The following is a 20723-nucleotide window of genomic DNA, read 5'->3' as shown; positions in this document are numbered from 1 at the left end:
TAATCACCTCCTGCGCATTCGCAAGCGCGAACACACCCCTCCCCACGACCGGCTCCCCGGGGGGCATGAAGATGAACAGGAATACGACTTATCCAGCCAGCTGCTTCAACCGGCAGTGGTGCTGTCGTGCGGTTCGACCGCGCCGTAATCGTTGATCGATTCGAAATGGACCTTGGCGCCTGCGCCAGCGGTGCCGGGCGGCAGATCCTTCACATCGAAGTAGCGCGTCGCCGATGGGGCCACCATCTCGGCTGCCGCTTTATAGTCGCGACCGCCGCTTTGTACTTTTACCGACGCCAGCGAAATGAAATAGGCCGACGGGTTATTCACTTCGAGCTGCGTCCGGCCATCGCGCTGGACGAGCCGCCAGCGAAGCTGCGCAGGGGCTTCCTGTACCTTGCCCGGCAAACCCGCGGGTCGGTAGAAGAACTTGATGCGCTGACGCACGGCGATCTGCAGCGTGTTGTCGTCCTTGGCCTTCTGCGGAATTTCCTGCACGTTGAGCCAGAATGCCGACTCGCGATCGGTAGGCAATCCCTGGCCGTAGTAAAGAATGCGCAGCGTCTGCTGCTTCTCGCCACCGAGGCGGGCCAGTGACGGCGTGATGGCGAACGGGACGTCCGCCTTGCCTTCTCCCTCGCTCACGTCCATCCACGTCTGGATCATGACGTCGTCCGCCGCCTTGTTCCGGACCATGAGCGATGCCTCCTTGGCCGGTGCAGCCAGCACGACGCGGGTTCCGTCGAGCGTGATGCCCGCGAACGAGGCGCCAGAAGACAACAACAGCGAGCCAGCCAGGGCCAGCCCGGCAAAAGGAAATCGTTTCATTGGAATTGGAATCCGGTTGCGGGCGGGGAATCGCTCCCCCGCCCTGGGGACAGGCTGGTTACTCGTAGGTCAGCGTGAACGGCAGCGTGCCGTCCGCGGTACCTGCCTCGACATCGGTCTTGCCACTCTTCACGTAGCCGGCGCGCAGTGCGAGGTCGGCCGTGTAGGTCGGCGCGTCATCCGTACCACCCTTGACCAGCGCCGCATCGAACGTCTCGTTGGCGCCCAGGTTCAGCAGCGTGCCGTTGACGCTGTAGATACCGATGCCCACGCCCTTGGCCGTACCCGTCGTCTTCAGCAGCTTGTTGTTGACGCCGTCCACGCCCGAACCGCTGGTCGGGTCGAAGCGAACCTTGACCGTGGTCAGGCCCTTGGCGGTTGCGCCGCAATCGAGGCTCAGGTTGATCGCCGTACCTGCTGCGATGCCGCCACCGCCCGTGCTGCTGAGTGCATCCACGCTCACCTTGCCAAGCTTGACGTCGATCGTCTGCGCACCCTTGCCGCCGCCAACGGTCGTGCCGTTGCCACCGCTGATCGCGCACGATGCGGCGGTGATCTCCCCCTTGAAGCTGATCGTGCCGTCTGCCGCGTGAGCAGCGTTCATCGCTACGAATGCCACACCCGCTGCCGCCATCATCATCGTAATTTTTTTCATTTTAAGTTCGCTCAATCTTGAATAGAGAATCATTTCAACGTCGCCATCCTCCCGGATGAACTTCGTCATATTATTTGGATAACTAAACTATCGAATCTTTAATACGATCTTCTTTACCCCCGAAAGTTGAGAAATGAATTTCCCCGCCCCACCGAACGGGCATCAAATAAATCGCTTATGCGCGATTACGGAATCTCGAACCCGTCCACGATCGAATCGTCGACCAGATCGAGGCTGGTCGCACACCAGACCAGTTCAACATCGTTCTTGACACCGAGCTTCTTCATCGCGTTCGTCTTCTGCGCGCTGACCGTCTGCTTACCCTTGCTCAGCCGGGCTGCGATCATGTTGATCGACAAGCCGGACAAGTACAGTCGAATCACCTCGATCTCGCGCGGAGACAGCTTCGACTCGCGCCGGCCCTTGTCGCTCTTGGCCCGGTCGAGCGCATGCTTGATCGTCGGCGACAGGTATCGGCCGCCGCCGCAGCTCGAATAGATCGCGGTCAAGATATGGCGCACGTCGTCGAACTTGCTGACGACACTCGCCGCGCCTTGGGCAAGGATCGAACGCGTGATCACTGGATTGCCGTGCGTCACGAGGACAACGATCGCGATCTTCGGAAACGTGCGCCGCAAATACCCGAGCAACGTCAACCCGCCCATCTTCCCGTTGCCGCGCATCGTATAGTCGATCAGCGCGACATCGCAGCTGTTCCGGCCGAGACAGGCAATCAGTTCGTCGGTGTTCGAGTAGACCCCAACCAGATCGATCGCGCCGCTCGCGCCCGCGATCGACTTCATCCCCGCAAGCGTCAGCGGCCTGTCGCTCACGAGAACGGTCTGAAAACTGAACTTCCGCATTCGCCCCCCCGTGATCCGTGGATTCCATCATCCGACGTCGATACCGCATTCGAACGCCAGCCCACCAGGACAACGAGAGAAAAGCGATATCAGCTCATGAACGTAATTGTAAGAATCGTCCGAAGTACGAGATATGGGACTCGGTCTTGATCTATGAGACCGAAATTGAGACAAGTCTTATATTTGACCTTTATTTGCATTCGAATCGATGCGGGTGCATGTTGACTTCGAATGCGAGCGATGCAATGGCGCCGAAGCAACGCGCGGGTCCGGATCGTTGCTGGAGTGAGCGCTGGCGGGGCAGGACGAGGTGCGTGCATGATCCGCACGACGGTTTGCGCGGGGCAATGGTGAGTGTGGCAGCCGCGCTTGTCGCGTGATTAATAACCGTCACGGACAAGATGTCCCGGCGATCGATCGTGCAACGGCGCACTGCAAGAATTTTCGTACGGTTCGAACAAGTCTCAATAATTGGGGGGGGGGCGTGCCACTCACGCCCCCCGATCAGCCACGCATCGCGCGAGCAGAGCGCCGGGATCGAGCAGGTCAACCGCGCGGTGGGCGAGATGGATCAGGTCACGCAGCAGAACGCGGCGCTCGTCGAACAGGCCGCGGCAGCCGCGCATTCGCTGCGCGATCAGGCCGAGGCGCTGCGCGACGCGGTGACGCGGTTCGCATTGCCTGCCTGACGGCGCCCGCCCGGCCCCTCACGCCGCGCTGCCCGCCCGCAGCGCGGCCTCTCCACTCCCGAGCCCCAGCCCCGCCGCGCGCTGAATCAGCTCGACGTCGTTGTTCGCGCCGAGCTTCTTCATCGCGCTGATCTTCTGCGCGCTGACCGTCTGCTTGCCCTTACTCAGGCGCTGCGCGATCGTCTTGATCGGCACGCCCGACAGATACAGGCGAATCACCTCGATCTCGCGCGCCGACAGCTTCACGGGCGGGTCGCCACGCGTGCCGAGTGCCTCGACCGCGCGCCGGACGGACGGCGACAGGTAGGCCCCGCCGCTGTAGCTCGAATGGATCGCCGTGACGATATGGCCGACTTCGTCGAGCTTGCTGACGACGCTCACGCCGCCGCTTGCCAGGATCGAGCGGAAGATCAGCGGGTTCTCGTTCGCGACCAGCACGACGATCCCGACGTTCGGCCGCGTGCGGCGCAGCCAGTCGAACAGCGCGAGGCCGTCCATCTGCTCGTCGCCGCGAATCGCATAGTCGACCATCACGATGTCGCAGTCGACGCCGCCGAGCGACGCGACCAGTTCGGCCGCGCTCCGGTAGACCGCGACGAGCTCGATCGCGCAACTGCCGCCTGCGATCTGCTCGATACCGGCCAGCGTCAACGGCCAGTCGTACGCGAAGACGATGCGAACATTGAATTTCCTCATGCGCAGTTCCTGGTAATTCACCGGCCGCGCCACGCGAAAGGTGTCGGCCGGTTGGGCGTTGAAAGGACATTCAGGCTATTTTTAGCCCGAACGTCGATTCTATGAACGTGCGCGAGGGCGCGATATCGGACGGCGTACGAATTGGCTACCGAAGACGTAATACTGGTTTGATATTTGCGCCGGCTCCACGCCGGCGGCCGGCGATCGAGCGTCGCGGCATCGGCCCGACGGCCAGGGTCGCGCGCCGCGCGGCCGGTCAGCAGGTAAAATTGCGCCTTTGCATGCCACCCCGGCCCGCCGGCGGCGAGCGACGCGCCGCTGCCGGCCGCGCGCCCCGCCCGTTCGCCGGCTTTGCCCGTACCGCCCGCTTTCCTCATGACCGATTCCGACCTGCAATCCGACGACACCTCCATCCACGAAGACGGCCTCTGGCGCGACAACGGCTGGACGGCCCGCATCATCAAGAACGAAGACGACGACGGCTGGGCCGTCGAGATGGTCAAGGACGGCGAGTCCGAGCCCGCGCTCGTCGGGCCGTGGACCATGGGCCGCGACAAGAAGAACCCGAAGCCGATGGACGCGAACGCGTTCCGCACGCTCGTGAAAACTGCGACCGAAGTGCTGATGCGGCACGAACAGCAGCGGCGCGCGCTGCTGCACAAGGAAGTGACGGTGCAGGACGAAGCCGGGCAGGATGTGTCGGTGACGCTCGACATCGTGCCGGACGAGTTCGAGCCGTATGCGCAGCTCAAGGCATTCGATCCGTATGGCGAGCTGCTGGCCGACGCGAAGGTGTCGGCCGGGTTCAAGCTCAACAAGGCCAGCGCCGAACGCTGGGTCGCCTCGGGCTTCGACCGGCCTGCCTGAACCCACACGGCGCGCCGAAGCGCGATCAGGCGCCGGCGCCGCGCTGCGCGCGCGCGAGCCGGCGTGCGGCCAGCTTGCGCCGCACGAGCTCCTCGAACTGCTGCGTCGCGACCTCCGGGTCGCGCGCGGCGAGGCCCAGCAGGTTGCGCGCGAGCTGGATCGGCGTCAGCACGATGCCCCACGGCAGCCCCCACCAGCCGAGCGTGGCCGATGCGAGCAGCGCGAGCGCCTGCTTCCTGCGCCCGCAGCGGCGGCAGCACACGTGGCGCCGCGTCGCCCAGCGCGTGACGAACACGAGCGACACGACGCGATGCGACGCGTGAACGTCGACCGGCCGCCCTTCTCGCAGGCAGATCGGGCATGGCCCGTAGCGCCAGTCGTCGACGTACTGCCGGACCTTCGCGTCGGGCACCCGTTCGGCCTCGACGACGACCGGATGCGCGTGCGCGCATGCCGGGCCGCAATAGCGGCGCCCGTCGATCGACTGCCCGCCGAGCAGGAACGTCCTGCCGCAGTGACTGCACTCTCCCACGATGACCTCGGATGAACGTGATGTGCCGCGTGCCGGGCGCGCGCACCTCGATGCGCGCGTGCCGGCCGGGCCATTTCATGTTTTAACGGCCGCCGCCGCGAGGTCTTGAGCGGTCGGGCGCCGTGGCGCGTCAGGTGTGCAGCCCGTGCGCGGTCATCAGACGGTACAGCGTCGCGCGCGAGATGCCGAGCTCCGCCGCGACGTCCGCATGCTGGTGGCGGTGTCGCAGCAGCGTTTCCTCGATCGCGTGCCGCTCGGCCTGCCGGCGCGCCTGCGCAAGCGTCGGCGACCGCAGCGACGTGTACGGACGCAATTCGAGATCGGCGGCCGAGATCAGCGGGCCGTTCGTCATCACGACCGCGAAGCGGATCCGGTTGATCAGCTCGCGCACGTTGCCGGGCCACGGATAGTTGTGGATCGCCTCGATCGCGCACGGCGTGAAGCCGCGAATCCGGTACGAGCCGTCGTCGCGATAGCGCCGCAGCACGTCGTCGGCGAGCAGCATGATGTCGCGGCCGCGCATGCGCAGCGGCGGCTCGTCGATCCGCAGCACGCACAGGCGGTAATACAGGTCGGCGCGGAATCGCCCGGCCTGCATCGCGGCTTCGAGATCGACGTGGGTCGCCGACACGATCCGCACGTCGACCGGAATCGACGCATGCCCGCCGAGCCGCTCGATCCTGCCTTCCTGCAGGAACCGCAGCAGGCTCGCCTGGCTCTCGAACGGCATGTCGCCGATTTCGTCGAGAAACAGCGTGCCGCCGTGCGCGGCCTCGATGCGGCCGATCTTGCGCTGGTGCGCGCCGGTGAACGCGCCGCGCTCGTGGCCGAACAGTTCGGCCTGCAGCAGCGTCGTCGGGATGGCCGCGCAGTTCACGGCGACGAACGGTGCGTCGGCACGCGACGACTGCCGGTGGATCGCCGCCGCCGTCAATTCCTTGCCGGTGCCGGATTCGCCGGCGATGAACACGGTCGCCTCGGTGTTCGCGACCTTGCGGATCGTCGCGAACAGCCGGCGCATCGCGCCGCACGCGCCGATCATCGTGCCGCCGGGCGGCGGCGCCTCCGCGGCCGGGTCGCCGTCCGCGAGCTTCAGCATCCCGTACGCATGGCCGACGAGATAGCCGATCGTCGTGTAGGCCGCCGCATTGCGCACGTAGTCGAAGCAGCAATGGCGGATCAGGCGCGCGATCGCGATGTTGCGCAGCCGCTCGCCGTCCGCGAGCGCGACCCAGCCGACCCGCGGGTCACGCAGCAGCGCCTCGAACGACGCGACGTCCGGCGACGCGAAGCTGTCGAAATCGACGATGCCCGCATGCGGACGGTTCGCCTTGACGAGATTCAGCGCGTCCGCGACGGTTTTGGCGCGCCATACGTCCCAGCCGCGCGACGCGAGCACATCGACGAGCGCGGCATCGTGTTGCTGCGACAGGTAGACGAGCGGCCGCGACGGCGCGACGGGATTGTGCCGGACCGCGATGAACGGCAGCGCGCTCACCAGCCGTTCGACATCCCGCGGGCCCGACATGCTCAGCTGACAGCAATGGTTCACGATCGCCTCGCCGCATAAGGGTATGTATCGGAGCGGCCGTTTCCCGATCGCGCGCGGCGGGGCCCGTGGTCCCGCGGCGCGGCGCCGCTCCGTCCTCGAATCGATACTGCGTCATCGGCAGAACACGACGCGCTGCGTGTAGATCTGCGGCTCGACGACAGGCTTCGCCGAGCCGTTGAGATCGTCGCGATAGGCGCGGTAGGTCTTGCCGTTCACCGTCACGTCCGACGCGCGGGCCGTCTCGATCCGGTCGAGCCCGGCGTGCCGCCATTCGTTCACCCGGTCCGCCGCCGTGACGCTCGACTCGCCCGCGATCTGCTGCGTGATCGCGCTGCCGTCGCTCCACGGCTGCGTCTGCATGTCCTCGGTGTGCTGCATCGCGCCGACCGTCTTGCCGGTCGGCTTCGGCCCGTTCTGCGCGTCGAACGGCACACCGCGGCCGTACACCGGCGATTGCCACGACGGCGCGTGACCCGCTTCCGGCATCATGTAGATCATCTGCGGATCGCCGATCATCATCATCGGCGCGCATGCCGTGTTGTCGGGACGGCCGAGCGTCGACAGCGCCTGCTGGACGCTCGCGGCATTCGCGAGGGTCTGCTCGCTCAGGATGACGAAGACCGCGGGATTCTGGAAAACCGATTGCGCAGCGGCCTGCACGCTGGCCAGCCACAAAGCGATCAAAAAGATCCTCATGATTGAGGCCTCCTTGCATCCTCGTCACGCAAAAAGAGGTGTTGACCTCGGGGATGGGAGCAACACCCGTCAAACCGGAAAAGACTGTCGGGCATCGGGCCGAACGCCTGCCGTGCGACCAGCGCGCCGGTCGCACGGCAAACCGGCCCGCACGCCTACGACGAGGTACTCGTCGAGATGACGGTCGGCGCCGGCGCGACCGGTGCAGCCGGTGCGGCCTGCTGGTCGACCGTGGCCGGCGGCAACGCTTGCGCCGGATCGGTCAGCGCAGGCATGCCGGCGGCTTGTGCAGCCGCGGTGCCAGCCGATTCGACCGCGTCCGGGACTTTCGCGTCCGCTGCCGGCATGTCGGCAGGCGCAGCGGCGACGGCAGGCTGCGGGGCTTCCGGTGCAGGCGCTTCGGCGGTGGCCTGCGGCGCCGGTTCGGCCGCCTTCGCGTCGGCTGCGGGCGCCGCGACGACGGCTGCCGCCGGCATCGGTTCGGCAACCGGCTCGCCAGCGGCCTGGGCCGTGTCGGTCGCGGCCGGCATCAGCTCCGGCGCCTTGTCGGCGACGGGCTGGGCAGGCTCGGGGGCCTTGTCCGCGACGGCCGGGGCAGGCTCGGGCGTCTTGTCGGCAACCGCCGGGGCAGGCTCGGCGGCTTTGTCGGCGACCGGCTGCACGGGCTCCGCTGCCTTCGTATCGGCGACCGGTACGGCAGGTGCCGGCGTTGCCTTGTCAGCCACGGCCGGCGCGGCGATGACGGCTGCAGCCGGCACGGCTGCCATTGCGGCCGCCGGTACGACCGAGGCTGCGGGTGCGGCAGCGACAGCAGGCGCCGCGGCGACCGGAACCGCGGCGGCAACCGTCGGCACTGCAACGGCCGGAGCAGCCGCGGCAACGGCGGGCGTCGCGACGGCCGGCGCGGCGGCGACAGGCGCGAGCGCCGGCACCGGGACCGGCATCGAAACGGGCGCGGCGCGCATCGAAGCCGTCTCGATCGGGCGCGTCGCTGCGGGCGCCGGTGCGGCCGAGCCGAGCGGCGGCAGGCCCATCCGGTCGCGCACGATCGGATCGCGATACTTCACGTCGTCCGCGACGGTCGCTTCGACGCTGGGCGCCACGTTCGAACGGGCGAGCGGCGCGGTCGTACCCGGGCACAGGTGCCCGGTCGCTTCCACCGCGCGCCGGTTCGCGTCGCTCTGGCACAGCAGCGCGAGCGCCACGTCGGTCAGGCCCATCGCACGGAATTCACGCGCATCGAGACGCCGCACGCAGGCCTGGTCGACCAGCGTCGTGCCGCCCGTCGCGCCGAACCCCGGGAACGACACGCCGACGCTCACCGAGCCCATGCAGGTATCGGACAGCGTGGTCGTGAGGCCCGGCGCCTGGATCGACGGGTTCGTCTTGATCGTCTGCGTCCCCGAGTAATTGACGTTTTCCGTCGCCTGGGTGTTGTACGGACTGGAGCCTGGCGCGCCGGCCGCGAGCGTGTTCGTGCTCTGCGGCGTCACGTTGCCGCCGGCCGTGCTGGACGGCATCGTCACGTTGACGTTCACGCTCGAATTGCCGCTGCCGCGCACGCCGCTGCTGCTCGTGGCGTTGCCGCCGCGCGAGCTCGTGGTGTTCGTGTTCATGCTCGAGCCGCCGCCCTGACTGATCGCCGTCGACGATGTCGACGACTGCGCGCTCGACGTCGAATCGGCGGTTTGCGCCTGGGCACCGATCGTGGTCATCGCGAACATCGCCGCACATGCCACCTTGATCCTGTTGCTGTTCATTTCACTCTCCGGACGAGGTTTGACCTCCGACCCAGGCAACCGTACTAATTCCCCTGAATGCCTTCAGTTTTCGCTGCTTCCCCGAACTGCTTCCAGCCGCTGCCCAGCTGGGACCACGAGCCGGCCGACATGCCCTGCCACTGCTGGGTGTCCGGTCCGCCGATGGCACTGCCCGACGAAAGCGTTTGTTGTTCTGACGGTTTGGTTGTCTGGTCAGGTTTGTTTGACGTCTGCATAGTCGATTGCCCACCATCGGCAGCACGGTCAGCGCCATACGCCGTCAGAGACGCGAACATCAGAGCGGCGGCAATCAGGTTCTGCTTCATGCCAACTCCTTACGTGACAACGATGCGGAAAAGAGACCAGCGTCGCTGGGAAACTGGAAACTGGTCCCCCCACACCTGACTAATGACTGCTCCCGGTCGCGCTCGAGTCGCCCTGGCTTCCGCCCGATGCGGACGGCGAACCGGCCGGACCGGTACTCCACACGGTCGACGAGTTGTAGTGATTCGAGCCGGTGATCGCGCCCGACCCGCCACTGCCCGTCCATCCCACGGCACCCGCGTTGGCATTGCCGTGGTCGTTCGCGCCCGTGGCCGTGTAATGGTTCGCGCCGAGTACGATCGTGGCGGTCACCCCTCCCGAAAGCGCATTCGCGTTTTCGTTCGTGCTGCCGTTTCCAGCAAACGAGCCCGCGGCACCGATGCCGCCGCCTGCCGCGAACGCGCCCCCGTTCGTGCCCGAGCCGCTGGCCGTCGAAGTCGAGTTGTGGTAGGCGGACGCCGTGCCGGCGGAGCCGGCGGGTGTCACGGTGCTGCCTGCATTCGCGCCGGCCGTCGAATTCGAATTGCTCGTATAGCTGCCGGAGCCGATCAGTACCGAACCGGACACACCCGCTGCGACGGATTGCGTCTGGTTGGTCGTGAACGAACCGGCGGCCAATACGGCCGACGATAGGACGGTGAGCGCTGTCGCTAATATGACTTTGGCTTTCATAGCAATTCCTTGCTGTGAGGAAGTTCGACGGTGGCGGAGCCGGGCCTGCCCTTGCGGGGCAAGACCCGGCATCCGTGCCGCCAGCCAATGACGAACGCTACGCGTCGCGGCTTAGTGGTGATACGTCCAGCCGGTCGAGCCCGCGTTCGCGCCGCTGCTGCCGCCCGCCTGTGCGCCGCCGAAGCCGAAGCCGCCGACCGTCGACGTTTGCGTGTGGCTCGTATACGAGACCGAGCCACTGCCGGGGCCGCCGGCAAGTGCGCCGGCTGCACCGAGTGCCGCGCCGGAATCCGTCGCGGAGAAGTGGCCGAACCCGGCAACCCCTGCCATCGTCTGGCCACCACTCGTCGAATTGCTGCTCGACACCGTGCCGCTGCCGGCAAACGCTGCACCCGAAACCGCCAGAACTGCTGCTGCAATCAGAAGCTTCTTCATGGTCGACTCCAAAACGGCGTGGAGAGAATGAGCATGGAAGATCGCACGCCATCAACCTTCCTGCCTCGAGCAATCCTTAAAAAATAAGGATCACTATCAAATCAAGAAATCATTGTTTAATCGTAAATCGGTTCTTTTATTTTTTGGCCAGCCGAAGTCTAGTTTTATGTTTTTAAGTTGTCCAAAATTTCCGAGTAGGTGTTTTCTATTATTTTTATGAACATTGAAGTCAAATCAAAAACACCTCAATTAGATTTACCGGAATGACGCGCACATCTTTCCGGTTCGCGATTTCAATACCCCGTCGAAAACCGATGCCGGCACTGGCATCCGCTTCCGGAATTGAAAATTCGCGAATGTATCGACTACCGCCAAATGCAGCGACCGCTCGATACGCGCCCTTTAGCCGGGCGATAACGGGCCTGCATTGCAGCCAGACGACATGTCTGCTCCCTGAGCTATCGAAGAAAGGTCTTCCGGATAATCCGGCGGACGCGCGTTCGATCTAATCCGGCCGGCGCCGGCACTGGCCCGGCGCGATCGAAACGGCTCTGCACGGTTGAAGAGGAATCGGCGTCATGCTGTCCGGCACGAACAGCCTGCCCCATCCGGGAATGCTGAATGAGGTCGAGCACCGCTGTCGCCCGGTTGCCGCACGGAACGGCAACCGCTCCAGCACGCGGCGCGCGCGGAGGGCGGGAAATCGGCAAGGCGCGACCCTCGACGCTGGCACTGCGTCGCGAGCACGACCCCGATCATTCCGACTACCCCTGTGATGCGCAAGAAACGCGCGGATCAAGCCACTGCTTATAGTGTTCATCGCCGCTTCCCCGACTGGCTCGTGACGAACTGGTCGCCCCCACATCGTTGTTGCATCGTGTCGACCGCTCGCCGGTGCGTTCAATCTCGCAAACCGCATGCCATGCGATATGCCACCGGGCGTTGCGCGCGGCACGCGGCCGCCAGGCCTGACCATTGCGCCCGGAACGGCATTTTTTGTTTCAGGAATGTATCGCGATAACCAGGGGTAAGCGGCGGCGATCGTTGAACAATGCGATGCAATGCCGTGATTTGACGGACGAATCCGGTGCGCCGAAGCGCGCCGGACACCCCAGCGAACGGGTGTTTCAAACTTGAGAAGCGCGCCTCGGCGCATGGCCCGTCGTTCGTACGTTTCCGCTGACAAACCGCAGGTTGCAGCATGCCGACAGCCGTCCGCTACCCTGGCGAACGGAGCTCCCGGCGCCCGACGCTCCGTGCGGCACGGCCACCGATAAGGCTGGAACCCGGGTTCACTCCGAAATACGAAACGAATTTGATTCATCCGTGAAAATACCGACACGATCATGCGGTGAAAAATCTTGCCGTCCGGCACATTGCGGGCGTAACAATTAAAACAAATGTAAACGCATGACCCGACAGAAACACGAGCATCATTTTTTCATTTCCATTCGTTTCGCCTTTCACCCCATGGTCCATAAGATCCACTCATTGAAGAGACGCTTTCGATCACTTATCCGCTTGATTCTCATCGCTGAAACATGCCGATTAAAAACGGCTTTTAAGTCTCCAATCCCGTAAAAGCCTGATTTATCGCGCGTTTCGTCGTATCGAACCGTATCGCTCCCGCGATCGTCACGGGTGCTTCCCTGTCCCCACGATTCACGCATGCAACACAAACGTTCGCGCCGAACGGTCATTGCATGGCGACGCCCGCATGCAGCGGGACTTCGTCGTTCATGGCATGCCGATTGCCTGAGGTCCGGCTCTCACCGAGCGGCACGCCACGGCACACGAAATACAAGCGGCGGCCATTCGTCAATCAACGTGCTAGGGAAAAGGCGATGAAGATCACCACCGATCGATCGACGCTTGCGTCGTTCAAGCATCAACGGGGTTGTCATCGAAACCGGAGCGCCTGTCGCGGCGCTTCGTCGACATCGGCCGAGGCGGACCGGTGCCTGCCGAAGCGATACCCGTGCGGCGGGATGGAACGCGTGCGCGACGCCGTCGAGCAAATCGACGTGTGGTTCCTGGAGATGCTCGACGAAGAGGAAAGCCATGAATGACAGGGACGCGTTCGACACGCGTGCCGGTCGGCGCGCACCGGTCACGGGCTGCGCAGGCTTTCTCGGCAGCTACGTGTGGGAACGCGTCGTCATGGAAGGTTCATTCGTTAGGGATGCAGATTTCCAGGAGCGCGGCCACCTCGACGAACCGCGCCTGTCGATGTTCGACTGCCTGCGCCACGCGATCGGGCGTCGCGCAATGACGATCGGCGAGCGACCGGCCGTCAGCCGAGCAGTTCCTTCTTGCGCAGATGCACGACGTCGCGCATCGGCGGCGCGCCGAACAGCCGGCTGTATTCGCGGCTGAACTGCGATGCGCTTTCATAGCCGACGACGGCCGCCACCGACCCGACGTCGCCGCCCTGCCGCAACAACAGCCGCCGCGCCTCGTGCAGCCGCAACTGCTTCTGGTACTGCAGCGGGCTCAGCGTCGTCACGTGCTTGAAATGATGGTGCAGCGACGACACGCTCATGTTGACCGCCTGCGCGAGCGACTCGACGCGCATTGGCTCCGCGAAGTGATCGCGAATCCATTCGATCGCACGCGCGATCCGGTGCGTCTGGCTGCCGGCGATCGCCATGTGGCGCAGCCGCGTGCCTTGCCCGCTCGTCATCAGCCGGTACAGCACTTCCTTCTCGATCAGCGGCGCGACGACCGCGATGTCGGCCGGCGTATCGAGCAGCCGCAGCAGCCGCAGTGCCGCATCGAGCAGCGGCGGCGTCAGCTCCGCGAGCGCGATCCCCTCGCCTTCCGGGCCCGCGTCGGGCTCGGGCAGGCGCATCTCGGCCGCCAGCTCGACGATGCGCTGCGGATCGAGCGTCAGCGACAGGCACAGGTACGGTTCGTCCGCCGACGCACGCGTCACGCGTGAGAGGATCGGCAAGTCAATCGACGTAATCAGGCAATTGTGGGTGTCGTATTCATAAGCCTGGCCGGCCACGATCACGCGCTTCGCGCCCTGCGCGGCGATCACCAGCGCGGCGCGCGATACGGCGCAGCCGAGATCGACCGGCCGCGTGTGCCGATGCAGCATCAGGCCCGGCACGGCCGTCGAATGCGAGCCGTCCGCGGGCGCGAAACGGCCGATCAGCGACGCCAGTTCGCGCCGCCCGGCTTCGCGCGACGCGACGATATCGGTCATGTCCATGACGCATCCTCGAATGATTTCCCGTGTCGCGCGAGCATAGCGAAACGGCTCGCCGCGTGCAGGGAATTTGCAGGATTGTTCAATAAATTTGCAGAATTGGGTAGACGCAAAAACCGATGCCTCGCGCACACTCCCGGCTAACCTGCCCGTGTGGCGGGTTTTCCCCACGGAGACACACAACATGCCTACCTCGTTTGTCCTGAACGGCAAGAACGTCACGCTCGACGCCGATCCGTCGATGCCCGTCCTCTGGGCGATTCGCGAACACGCGGGACTGACCGGCACGAAATTCGGCTGCGGCATGGCGCAGTGCGGCGCGTGCACGGTGCATCTCGAAGGCCAGGCCGTCCGCTCGTGCGTGCTGCCGCTCGCCGGCATCGCGGGCAAGCACGTCACGACGATCGAAGGCCTGCAGAGCAAGCCCGCCCAGGCCGTGCAGGCCGCGTGGGTCAAGCTGCAGGTGCCGCAATGCGGCTATTGCCAGTCCGGCCAGATCATGTCGGCCACCGCGTTGCTCGAACAGAATCCGAAGCCATCCGACGCGGACATCGACGCCGCGATGAACGGCAACCTCTGCCGCTGTGCGACCTACGCCCGCATCCGGGCCGCGATCCACGACGCGGCCGCGACGCTGGGAGCCTGACCATGACGATCGAACTCGACCACACCGATGCGGTGCGCCCGTCGCGCCGCACCTTCCTGAAAACCGCGGGGGCCGCGGCCGCCGTCAGCCTGACCATCGGCTTCGACTGGGCCGGCCTCGGCCGCCGCGCGCTCGCCGCGACCGCGCCGGCCGGCGATTTCGCGCCGAACGCATTCCTGCGCATCACGCCCGACGGCGCCGTCACGGTGATCGCGAAGCACGTCGAAATGGGCCAGGGCGCGTATACGGGCATCGCGACGATCGTCGCCGAGGAGCTCGACGCCGACTGGTCGAGCGTACGCGTCGAAAGCGCACCGGCCGATGCGAAACGCTATGCGAACCTCGCGTTCGGCACGATGCAGGGCACGGGCGGCAGCTCGGCCATGTCGAACTCGTGGCAGCAACTGCGCGAAGCGGGCGGCAAGGCGCGCGCGATGCTCGTGTCGGCCGCGGCGGCCCGCTGGAAGGTGCCGGCCGGCGAGCTGACCACCGCCAACGGCGTCGTCTCGCACGCGAAGAGCGGCAAGACGGCCGCGTACGGCACGCTCGTCGCCGATGCGTCGAAGCTGCCGGTGCCCGACAACGTCACGCTGAAGCAGCCGGCCGATTTCAAGCTGATCGGGCACCGGATTCCGCGCGTCGACGGGTCGTCGAAATCGAACGGCACCGCGCATTTCACGCTCGACACCACCTTCCCCGGCATGCGCGTCGCGCTGCTGCAGCGGCCGCCGCGCTTCGGCGCGACGGTGAAATCGTTCGACGCGACGGCCGCGAAGGCCGTGCCGGGCGTCGTCTCGGTCGTGCAGGTGCCGGGCGGCGTCGCGGTCGTCGCGACGGGCTTCTGGGCCGCGAAACAGGGCCGCGACGCGCTGAAGATCGACTGGGACGAAACGAAGGCGGAGAAGCGCGGCTCGGACGAACTGATGCGCGAATACCGGCAACTCGCCGAGAAGCCGGGCACGTCCGCGCGCAAGGATGGCGATGCCGATGCGGCGATCGCCGGCGCGGCGCGCAAGGTCAGCGCGACGTACGAATTCCCGTATCTCGCGCATGCGCCGATGGAGCCGCTCGACGCGGTCGTCAAGCTGACGGCGAACAGCTGCGAGATCTGGGCCGGCGACCAGTTCCAGACGGTCGACCAGGGCAACGCGGCCAAAACGGCCGGGCTGAAACCGGAACAGGTGAAGATCCATACGCTGTATGCGGGCGGCAGCTTCGGCCGGCGCGCGAATGCGTGGTCGGATTACGTGGTCGAGGCCGTGTCGATCGCGAAGGCGCTCGGCGCGGACGGCAAGCCCGTCAAGCTGCAATGGACCCGCGAGGACGACATCCAGGGCGGCTTCTACCGGCCGATGTACTTCCACAAGCTCGACGCGGGCCTGACCGCGGACGGCAAACTGGTGGGCTGGCGCCACCGGATCGTCGGCCAGTCGATCCTCGCCGGCACGCCGTTCGAGGCGTTCATGGTCAAGAACGGCGTCGACGCGACGTCGGTCGAGGGCGCGGCGAACCTGCCGTACGCGGTGCCGAACGTGTCGGTCGAGCTCACCACCACCCAGGTCGGCCTGCCGGTGCTGTGGTGGCGCGTGGTCGGCAGCTCGCACACGGCCTACGCGGTCGAGGCGTTCATCGACGAAGCCGCGCACGCGGCCGGCAAGGACCCGTACGCGTTCCGCCGCGACCTGCTCGCGAAGGAGCCGCGCATGCGCGCGGTGCTGGAGCTGGCCGCGCAGAAGGCCGGCTGGGACCCGGCCAAGCCGCTGCCGAAGGGCCGCGGGCGCGGGATCGCGGTGGCCGAGGCGTTCAAGAGCTATGTCGCGCAGGTGGCCGAGGTCTCGGTCGACGCGGACGGCAAGGTGAAGGTCGAGCGCGTGGTGTGCGCGGTCGACTGCGGGATCGCGATCAATCCCGACATCGTCGCCGCGCAGATGGAAGGCGGCATCGGCTTCGGGCTCGGCGCGGCGATGCACAGCGCGATCACGCTGAAGGACGGCCAGGTGGAGCAGCGCAACTTCGACGGCTACCACGTGCTGCGGATGGCCGAGATGCCGAAGGTCGAGGTGCATATCGTGCCGTCGGCCGAGGCGCCGACCGGGGTCGGCGAGCCGGGCGTAGCGCCCGTCGGGCCGGCCGTGGCGAACGCGATCTTCGCGGCGACGGGCAAGCGGCATTACGTGCTGCCGTTCGATTCGGCGGATAGCGCGAAGGCTTGATGTGACGGGACGCCGGCTGCGGGGCGAGGGGTGCCCTGTGGCCGGCGTTTTTTTCGGCTGCCCATGTAGGGTTCGATATCGGCAAAAATCTTCGCCAACCGTTTGATTCAAAAAGAAAACCCGGCAAGCCCGGTAGGGTTCGATGTAGGGTTCGTTATCCCAGCCGAAGCCTTATCCGGCCGCCCCCGAAGTCCGTACCTTCCCCACGTTACGTCAGACGTAACGCCCGTAACGTCCCCGCCCGATGCTACGTAACAATCCTTCACCATTGCTCCGGCCCTTTCATCACGCGCCCGGCGTTGTGCGTTAAAAATTCTTTTTAAATTCAAGGCTGCCGCGCCGTTCGCGGCCTTCCCGCACGCCGTTACCCCCTGACAACCGCCCCCTGGCCCGGAAGTTGCAGCACAGGACCCCGCAAACACTCCTTTATGGACATGCGAGGGCCACCATGGATTGCAAATACCTGTACATCGACAACATAAAAATCAACTTCGTGCGCCGCACGATCGAAATCGACAACAAGGTCGTTGACGTTACGCCGCGCGAATTCGACGTCGTCGAATTCCTGCTCGACAACATGAACAAGATCGTGCCGCGGCAGGCAATCCAGGAAGCCGTGTGGGGCCGCGAGCTCGGCGTGTCGTCACGCACGCTCGACACCCATATCTCGCGAATCCGTTCGAAGCTGCAGCTCGAACACGACAAGAACCTGCGGATCATCCCGATCTACGCGGTCGGCTATCGGCTGGTGCTGTTCGGTGCGGCGATGACGCACGTCGAGCGCCACGACGCGGCGCCGGTGCTGCGCGCGGCGCCCCAAGCCGCGATGGCCGCCGACTACGCGTAACGCTTCGCCCGCACGCCGCCCGTTCGCGGCACGCCGGCCACGCTTGTCCCACCGCGCTGCGCGGATTCGCAGCCCCTCGCGGCCTGCCAGCCGGATGCGGCCTGCACGCCGCCCGGCCTGTTAGCCAGTCACGCCCCAACCGCCGCCTCCGGGCGGCGGTTGCTTTTGACCGCCGGCCGTCGCACCGCCCGCTCTACCGCACTTCGTCCCTCCGCCGCACTTCGTCACGCTTCGTAGCACCCGGCTCCCGCCGCCTCCGCGCAATGGCCGCGACTACGGATTCCGGCGCGGCACGCGCCCGGCGCCGTCCCTACAATCGACGCAGCAGCCGCGCGCCCTTCGGCGCCGCCGGCCCCAGAACAACCCGTCGAACCAACGCCGAATCCGCCCCGATCCCGCCGTGCCTGCGCTGTTCCTGACGAATGCCGACGCCGGCGACGCCGCGAACCGGGCCCCGCCCGCTGCTTCCCCGCCGCCCGCCGCCGCGCCGGCCGCGGTCGCGCTCGACGCGTCGCCCTACCTGCCGCGCCTGTCCGCCGCCGCCGCGCGCGGGCTGTCGCATGCGTACGGCGCAACCGGCGCCGTCCCGGTCACGCTCGGCGAGCATGCGTACGAGGTGCGCTGGCGCGTCGACGCCGAACCGGCCGCCGATGCGCACGCATACCGCTTCGTCGTCGGCCCGGCCGCCGGCACGCTGTGGATCGACCCGCTCGCGGAAGCCGAATGGCTGGGCGATGCGGCCGACCCGGCGGTGCCCGCCGTGATCCGCGCGGCGCTGCTCGCCGATCTGTGCGCGCCGCTCACGGCCGTGCTGCAGGCGGCGACGCGGCAGCGCGTCGAACTGCTGCCGCCGCCCGACGGCGTGCCGGCCTGGCATGCGGCGCCGGCCGCGCTGCGGTTCGAGTTGCGGCGCGCCGACGCCGCGTGGCGCTGCCACGGCGCACTGCTGTTCGACGCGCCGGATGCGCTGGCCGTGTTCTTCGCGGCCGCGCCGGCCCCGCTCGCCGACGCGCGCGCGGCCTACGCGAACCTGCCGGTGCCGCTCGTGTTCGAGATCGGCCGCACCGAGCTGACGACGGCCGAGCTGGCCGACGTGGTCGGCGGCGACATCATCGCGATCGAGCGCTGGCAGGCGCACGAGCAGAACCTGCTGTGCGTCGCGCGGCTGCCGGCCGCGCCGGCATGGGAGATCACCGGACGGCCGTCGGGCAACCGGCTGACCATCGAACGAATCAGGGAGATGCCATTGGAACCGACCCGCACCGACTCCGCGCCGCCGACGACACACGACGCGCCGCCCGCCGACGCACCGCGCTCGCTCGACGGCCTCGCGGTCGACCTGCGCTTCGAGCTGCCGCCCACGTCGATGCCGTTGGGCGAGCTGAGCGCGCTGCAGCCGGGCGCCGTGATCGAGCTGCAACAGGGAATCAACCAGAGCGTGATCCATCTCGTCGCGAACGGGATGCTGATCGGCACCGGCCATCTGATCGCGGTCGGCCAGAAGCTCGGCGTGCGCGTCGTCACGCTGACGCAACCCGCGCCGCGCGAGCGCTGAACGATGGGCAACCTGCCGAATCCGGTCGCGCTGATCGCGGTGATCGCCGCGCTCGGCATCGCGCCGTTCGCGGCGCTGATGGTGACGAGCTACACGAAACTCGTGGTCGTGCTCGGCCTGCTGCGCTCCGCGCTCGGCATCCAGCAGGTGCCGCCGAACCTCGTGCTGAACGGCATCGCGCTGATCCTGTCGCTGTTCATCATGGCGCCCGTCGGGATGTCGATCCGCGACGCGCTGCAGGCGCGCCACTTCGATGCGTCGGGGCAGTTGTCGACCTCGGACATCGGCGCGCTCGCCGACGCGGCGCTGCCGCCGATCAAGGATTTCCTCGTGTCGCATACGCGCCAGCGCGACCGCGAATTCTTCGTGCGCACCGCGACGTCGGTCTGGCCGAAGAACCGCGCGGACGGCATCAAGGACGACGACCTGCTCGTGCTGGTGCCGAGCTTCACGCTCGCCGAGCTGACGAAGGCGTTCCAGATCGGCTTCGTGATCTACATCGTGTTCATCGTCGTCGACCTGCTGGTCGCGAACATCCTGCTGGCGCTCGGGATGCAGATGATCTCGCCGACGACGATCTCGGTGCCGTTCAAGCTGCTGCTGTTCGTCGCGCTCGACGGCTGGTCGCTGCTCGTGCACGGGCTCGTGCTGTCGTATCGGGTCGCCGGAGCCGGATGATGCGCGCACGCGCCCTGCGAACCGCCGCCGCGTGCGTTGCCGCGCTCGTCGCGCTCGTGCTCGCGTGCGGCCAGCACGGCGTCGCGCATGCGGCCGGCAGCGCCGCCGGTTTCGCGCAACTCGCTCGCGCGTGCGCGCCGAACGTCGACCCCGATACGCTCGCCGCGCTCGTGCGCACCGAGTCGGGCTTCAATCCGTATGCGATCGGCGTGGTCGGCGGGCACCTGACGCGCCAGCCCGCCTCGCTCGACGAGGCGCGCGCGACCGCACGCGAACTGTCGTCGCGCGGCTTCAGCTACAGCGTCGGCCTCGCGCAGGTCAACGAACGCAACTTCGCGAAATACGGGCTCGACGAAGCGACGATGTTCGAGCCGTGCCGCAACCTGCAGGCCGGCGGCGCGATCCTGACCGAATGCTTCTCGCGCTCGTCGGGCACCGGCCGCGCCACGCAGGCCGCGTTGCGTGCGGCGCTGTCGTGCTACTACAGCGGCAACTTCACGACCGGTTTTTCGAGCGGCTACGTGAGCCGCGTCGTCGCGAGCGCGCAGCGCAATGCGCGCGAAGGCGGCGTCGAACCGATTCCCGTCGTGAGCGACACGCCGCCGGCGCGGCAGCGACGCATGGACGCGGTCGCGACCACGCCGCCCGATCGCGCGCGCAGGCTGCCGTTGCCGGCCGCGTCCGCCGACGCACCGTCGTGCCATGCGCGCCCGGTCGTGATGATGTGCCGCGGGCTGCCGGCGAACCAGGCGAAGCGGCTCTGCGTGCGGTGTCTCGATCAGTGACCGCATGATCGCGCGGGGCGCCGGGCGTACGCACCCGCGCCGCTTTCAGGGGTCCGAACGACGACGCGCGGCGTGGCTGCCGCTCGCCGCGCGCATCTCGTAGCCCGCGCGACGCCGGGGCGCCGGCCGCTTCCTGCCGCTACGAAACAGCGGCGTTCCCGCTGCCGGGTGCGTCCGTACACTCGAACGATCACGTCGCGGCGTGCAGGACGCCGC

Annotated in this window: 21 protein-coding genes and 1 pseudogene; 9 read left to right on the top strand and 13 right to left on the bottom strand. The window is 66.8% G+C overall.

Features of this window, described 5'->3' with window-relative positions; genetic code table 11:
• Positions 1-105: 105 nt before the first annotated feature.
• From BLS50_RS29155 to BLS50_RS29145, 3 genes are all read right to left on the bottom strand, one after another.
• Positions 106-828, bottom strand: coding sequence for a fimbrial biogenesis chaperone (locus tag BLS50_RS29155; RefSeq protein ID WP_074806167.1), 723 nt, complete (start codon positions 826-828; stop codon positions 106-108).
• A gap of 58 nt (positions 829-886) precedes the next feature.
• Positions 887-1552: a fimbrial protein gene (locus BLS50_RS29150; protein WP_249183185.1), complete on the bottom strand. Its 666-nt coding sequence runs from the start codon at positions 1550-1552 to the stop codon at positions 887-889.
• Between the two features lie 116 nt (positions 1553-1668).
• Positions 1669-2346 carry a LuxR C-terminal-related transcriptional regulator gene (locus tag BLS50_RS29145; protein ID WP_074806162.1) on the bottom strand — a complete coding sequence of 226 codons (678 nt, stop codon included), beginning with the start codon at positions 2344-2346 and terminating at the stop codon, positions 1669-1671.
• Between the two features lie 503 nt (positions 2347-2849).
• Between BLS50_RS29145 and BLS50_RS29140 the strand changes: the two are divergent.
• A pseudogene (locus BLS50_RS29140) lies at positions 2850-3035 on the top strand (hypothetical protein); the annotation flags it as partial.
• Positions 3036-3053: 18 nt separating this feature from the next.
• Here the strand turns inward: BLS50_RS29140 and BLS50_RS29135 are convergent.
• Positions 3054-3731 (bottom strand): LuxR C-terminal-related transcriptional regulator, encoded by a 678-nt coding sequence (locus BLS50_RS29135; protein WP_074806828.1) that lies wholly within the window; start codon positions 3729-3731, stop codon positions 3054-3056.
• 17 nt (positions 3732-3748) lie between these two features.
• The gene (locus tag BLS50_RS29130; RefSeq protein WP_256334207.1) at positions 3749-4108 is read right to left on the bottom strand and encodes a hypothetical protein; all 360 of its coding nucleotides are present in this window, start codon (positions 4106-4108) and stop codon (positions 3749-3751) included.
• Between BLS50_RS29130 and BLS50_RS29125 the strand changes: the two genes are divergently transcribed.
• Positions 4107-4598, top strand: a complete 492-nt coding sequence (locus BLS50_RS29125; protein WP_011547320.1) for a hypothetical protein — start codon at positions 4107-4109, stop codon at positions 4596-4598. The two genes, BLS50_RS29130 and BLS50_RS29125, sit on opposite strands and share 2 nt — an antisense overlap.
• 25 nt (positions 4599-4623) lie before the next feature.
• Here BLS50_RS29125 and BLS50_RS29120 read toward each other — a convergent pair whose 3' ends face one another.
• From BLS50_RS29120 to BLS50_RS29090, 7 genes are all read right to left on the bottom strand, one after another.
• Positions 4624-5130: a hypothetical protein gene (locus BLS50_RS29120; RefSeq protein ID WP_074806159.1), complete on the bottom strand. Its 507-nt coding sequence runs from the start codon at positions 5128-5130 to the stop codon at positions 4624-4626.
• A gap of 130 nt (positions 5131-5260) precedes the next feature.
• The gene (locus BLS50_RS29115; RefSeq protein ID WP_256334232.1) at positions 5261-6658 is read right to left on the bottom strand and encodes a sigma-54 dependent transcriptional regulator; all 1398 of its coding nucleotides are present in this window, start codon (positions 6656-6658) and stop codon (positions 5261-5263) included.
• A 135-nt stretch (positions 6659-6793) separates the two neighbouring features.
• Positions 6794-7378: a hypothetical protein gene (locus tag BLS50_RS29110; RefSeq protein ID WP_074806154.1), complete on the bottom strand. Its 585-nt coding sequence runs from the start codon at positions 7376-7378 to the stop codon at positions 6794-6796.
• Between the two features lie 155 nt (positions 7379-7533).
• The gene (locus BLS50_RS29105) at positions 7534-9138 is read right to left on the bottom strand and encodes a chemotaxis protein CheA (protein ID WP_074806151.1); all 1605 of its coding nucleotides are present in this window, start codon (positions 9136-9138) and stop codon (positions 7534-7536) included.
• Positions 9139-9182: 44 nt separating this feature from the next.
• Positions 9183-9464 carry a hypothetical protein gene (locus BLS50_RS29100; RefSeq protein WP_011547315.1) on the bottom strand — a complete coding sequence of 94 codons (282 nt, stop codon included), beginning with the start codon at positions 9462-9464 and terminating at the stop codon, positions 9183-9185.
• A 79-nt stretch (positions 9465-9543) separates the two neighbouring features.
• Entirely contained in the window at positions 9544-10134 is a 591-nt protein-coding gene (locus BLS50_RS29095) for a hypothetical protein (RefSeq protein ID WP_012339704.1), read from the bottom strand.
• Positions 10135-10245: 111 nt separating this feature from the next.
• Positions 10246-10569 carry a hypothetical protein gene (locus BLS50_RS29090; RefSeq protein WP_012339703.1) on the bottom strand — a complete coding sequence of 108 codons (324 nt, stop codon included), beginning with the start codon at positions 10567-10569 and terminating at the stop codon, positions 10246-10248.
• Positions 10570-12413: 1844 nt separating this feature from the next.
• Here BLS50_RS29090 and BLS50_RS36445 point away from each other — a divergent pair.
• A complete protein-coding gene (locus tag BLS50_RS36445) occupies positions 12414-12638 on the top strand; it encodes a hypothetical protein (protein ID WP_256334205.1) in 225 nt (74 codons plus the stop codon).
• Between the two features lie 224 nt (positions 12639-12862).
• Here BLS50_RS36445 and BLS50_RS29065 read toward each other — a convergent pair whose 3' ends face one another.
• Positions 12863-13786, bottom strand: a complete 924-nt coding sequence (locus BLS50_RS29065) for an AraC family transcriptional regulator (RefSeq protein ID WP_006480869.1) — start codon at positions 13784-13786, stop codon at positions 12863-12865.
• A gap of 181 nt (positions 13787-13967) precedes the next feature.
• Here BLS50_RS29065 and BLS50_RS29060 point away from each other — a divergent pair, with 181 nt between their 5' ends.
• The 6 genes from BLS50_RS29060 (at position 13968) to BLS50_RS29035 (ending at position 20507) form a co-directional block, all read left to right on the top strand.
• Positions 13968-14429, top strand: a complete 462-nt coding sequence (locus BLS50_RS29060; RefSeq protein WP_012339700.1) for a (2Fe-2S)-binding protein — start codon at positions 13968-13970, stop codon at positions 14427-14429.
• Positions 14430-14431: 2 nt separating this feature from the next.
• The gene (locus BLS50_RS29055) at positions 14432-16642 is read left to right on the top strand and encodes a xanthine dehydrogenase family protein molybdopterin-binding subunit (protein WP_074806140.1); all 2211 of its coding nucleotides are present in this window, start codon (positions 14432-14434) and stop codon (positions 16640-16642) included.
• Positions 16643-17090: 448 nt separating this feature from the next.
• Positions 17091-17489: a winged helix-turn-helix domain-containing protein gene (locus tag BLS50_RS29050; protein WP_011547308.1), complete on the top strand. Its 399-nt coding sequence runs from the start codon at positions 17091-17093 to the stop codon at positions 17487-17489.
• A gap of 400 nt (positions 17490-17889) precedes the next feature.
• Positions 17890-19044 (top strand): type III secretion system cytoplasmic ring protein SctQ, encoded by a 1155-nt coding sequence (gene sctQ / locus BLS50_RS29045; protein ID WP_074806137.1) that lies wholly within the window; start codon positions 17890-17892, stop codon positions 19042-19044.
• A 3-nt stretch (positions 19045-19047) separates the two neighbouring features.
• Positions 19048-19722, top strand: coding sequence for a type III secretion system export apparatus subunit SctR (sctR, locus tag BLS50_RS29040; RefSeq protein ID WP_006480865.1), 675 nt, complete (start codon positions 19048-19050; stop codon positions 19720-19722).
• Positions 19722-20507 (top strand): lytic transglycosylase domain-containing protein, encoded by a 786-nt coding sequence (locus tag BLS50_RS29035; protein WP_074806825.1) that lies wholly within the window; start codon positions 19722-19724, stop codon positions 20505-20507. Before sctR ends, BLS50_RS29035 begins: the two co-directional genes overlap by 1 nt.
• Positions 20508-20723: the final 216 nt, after the last annotated feature.

This window comes from Burkholderia orbicola (assembly GCF_900100915.1).
In the GTDB taxonomy this organism is placed as follows: Bacteria; Pseudomonadota; Gammaproteobacteria; order Burkholderiales; family Burkholderiaceae; genus Burkholderia; species Burkholderia orbicola.
The sequence above is the reverse complement of the archived record's forward strand: the minus strand, read 5'-3'. Positions and strand labels throughout refer to the sequence as shown.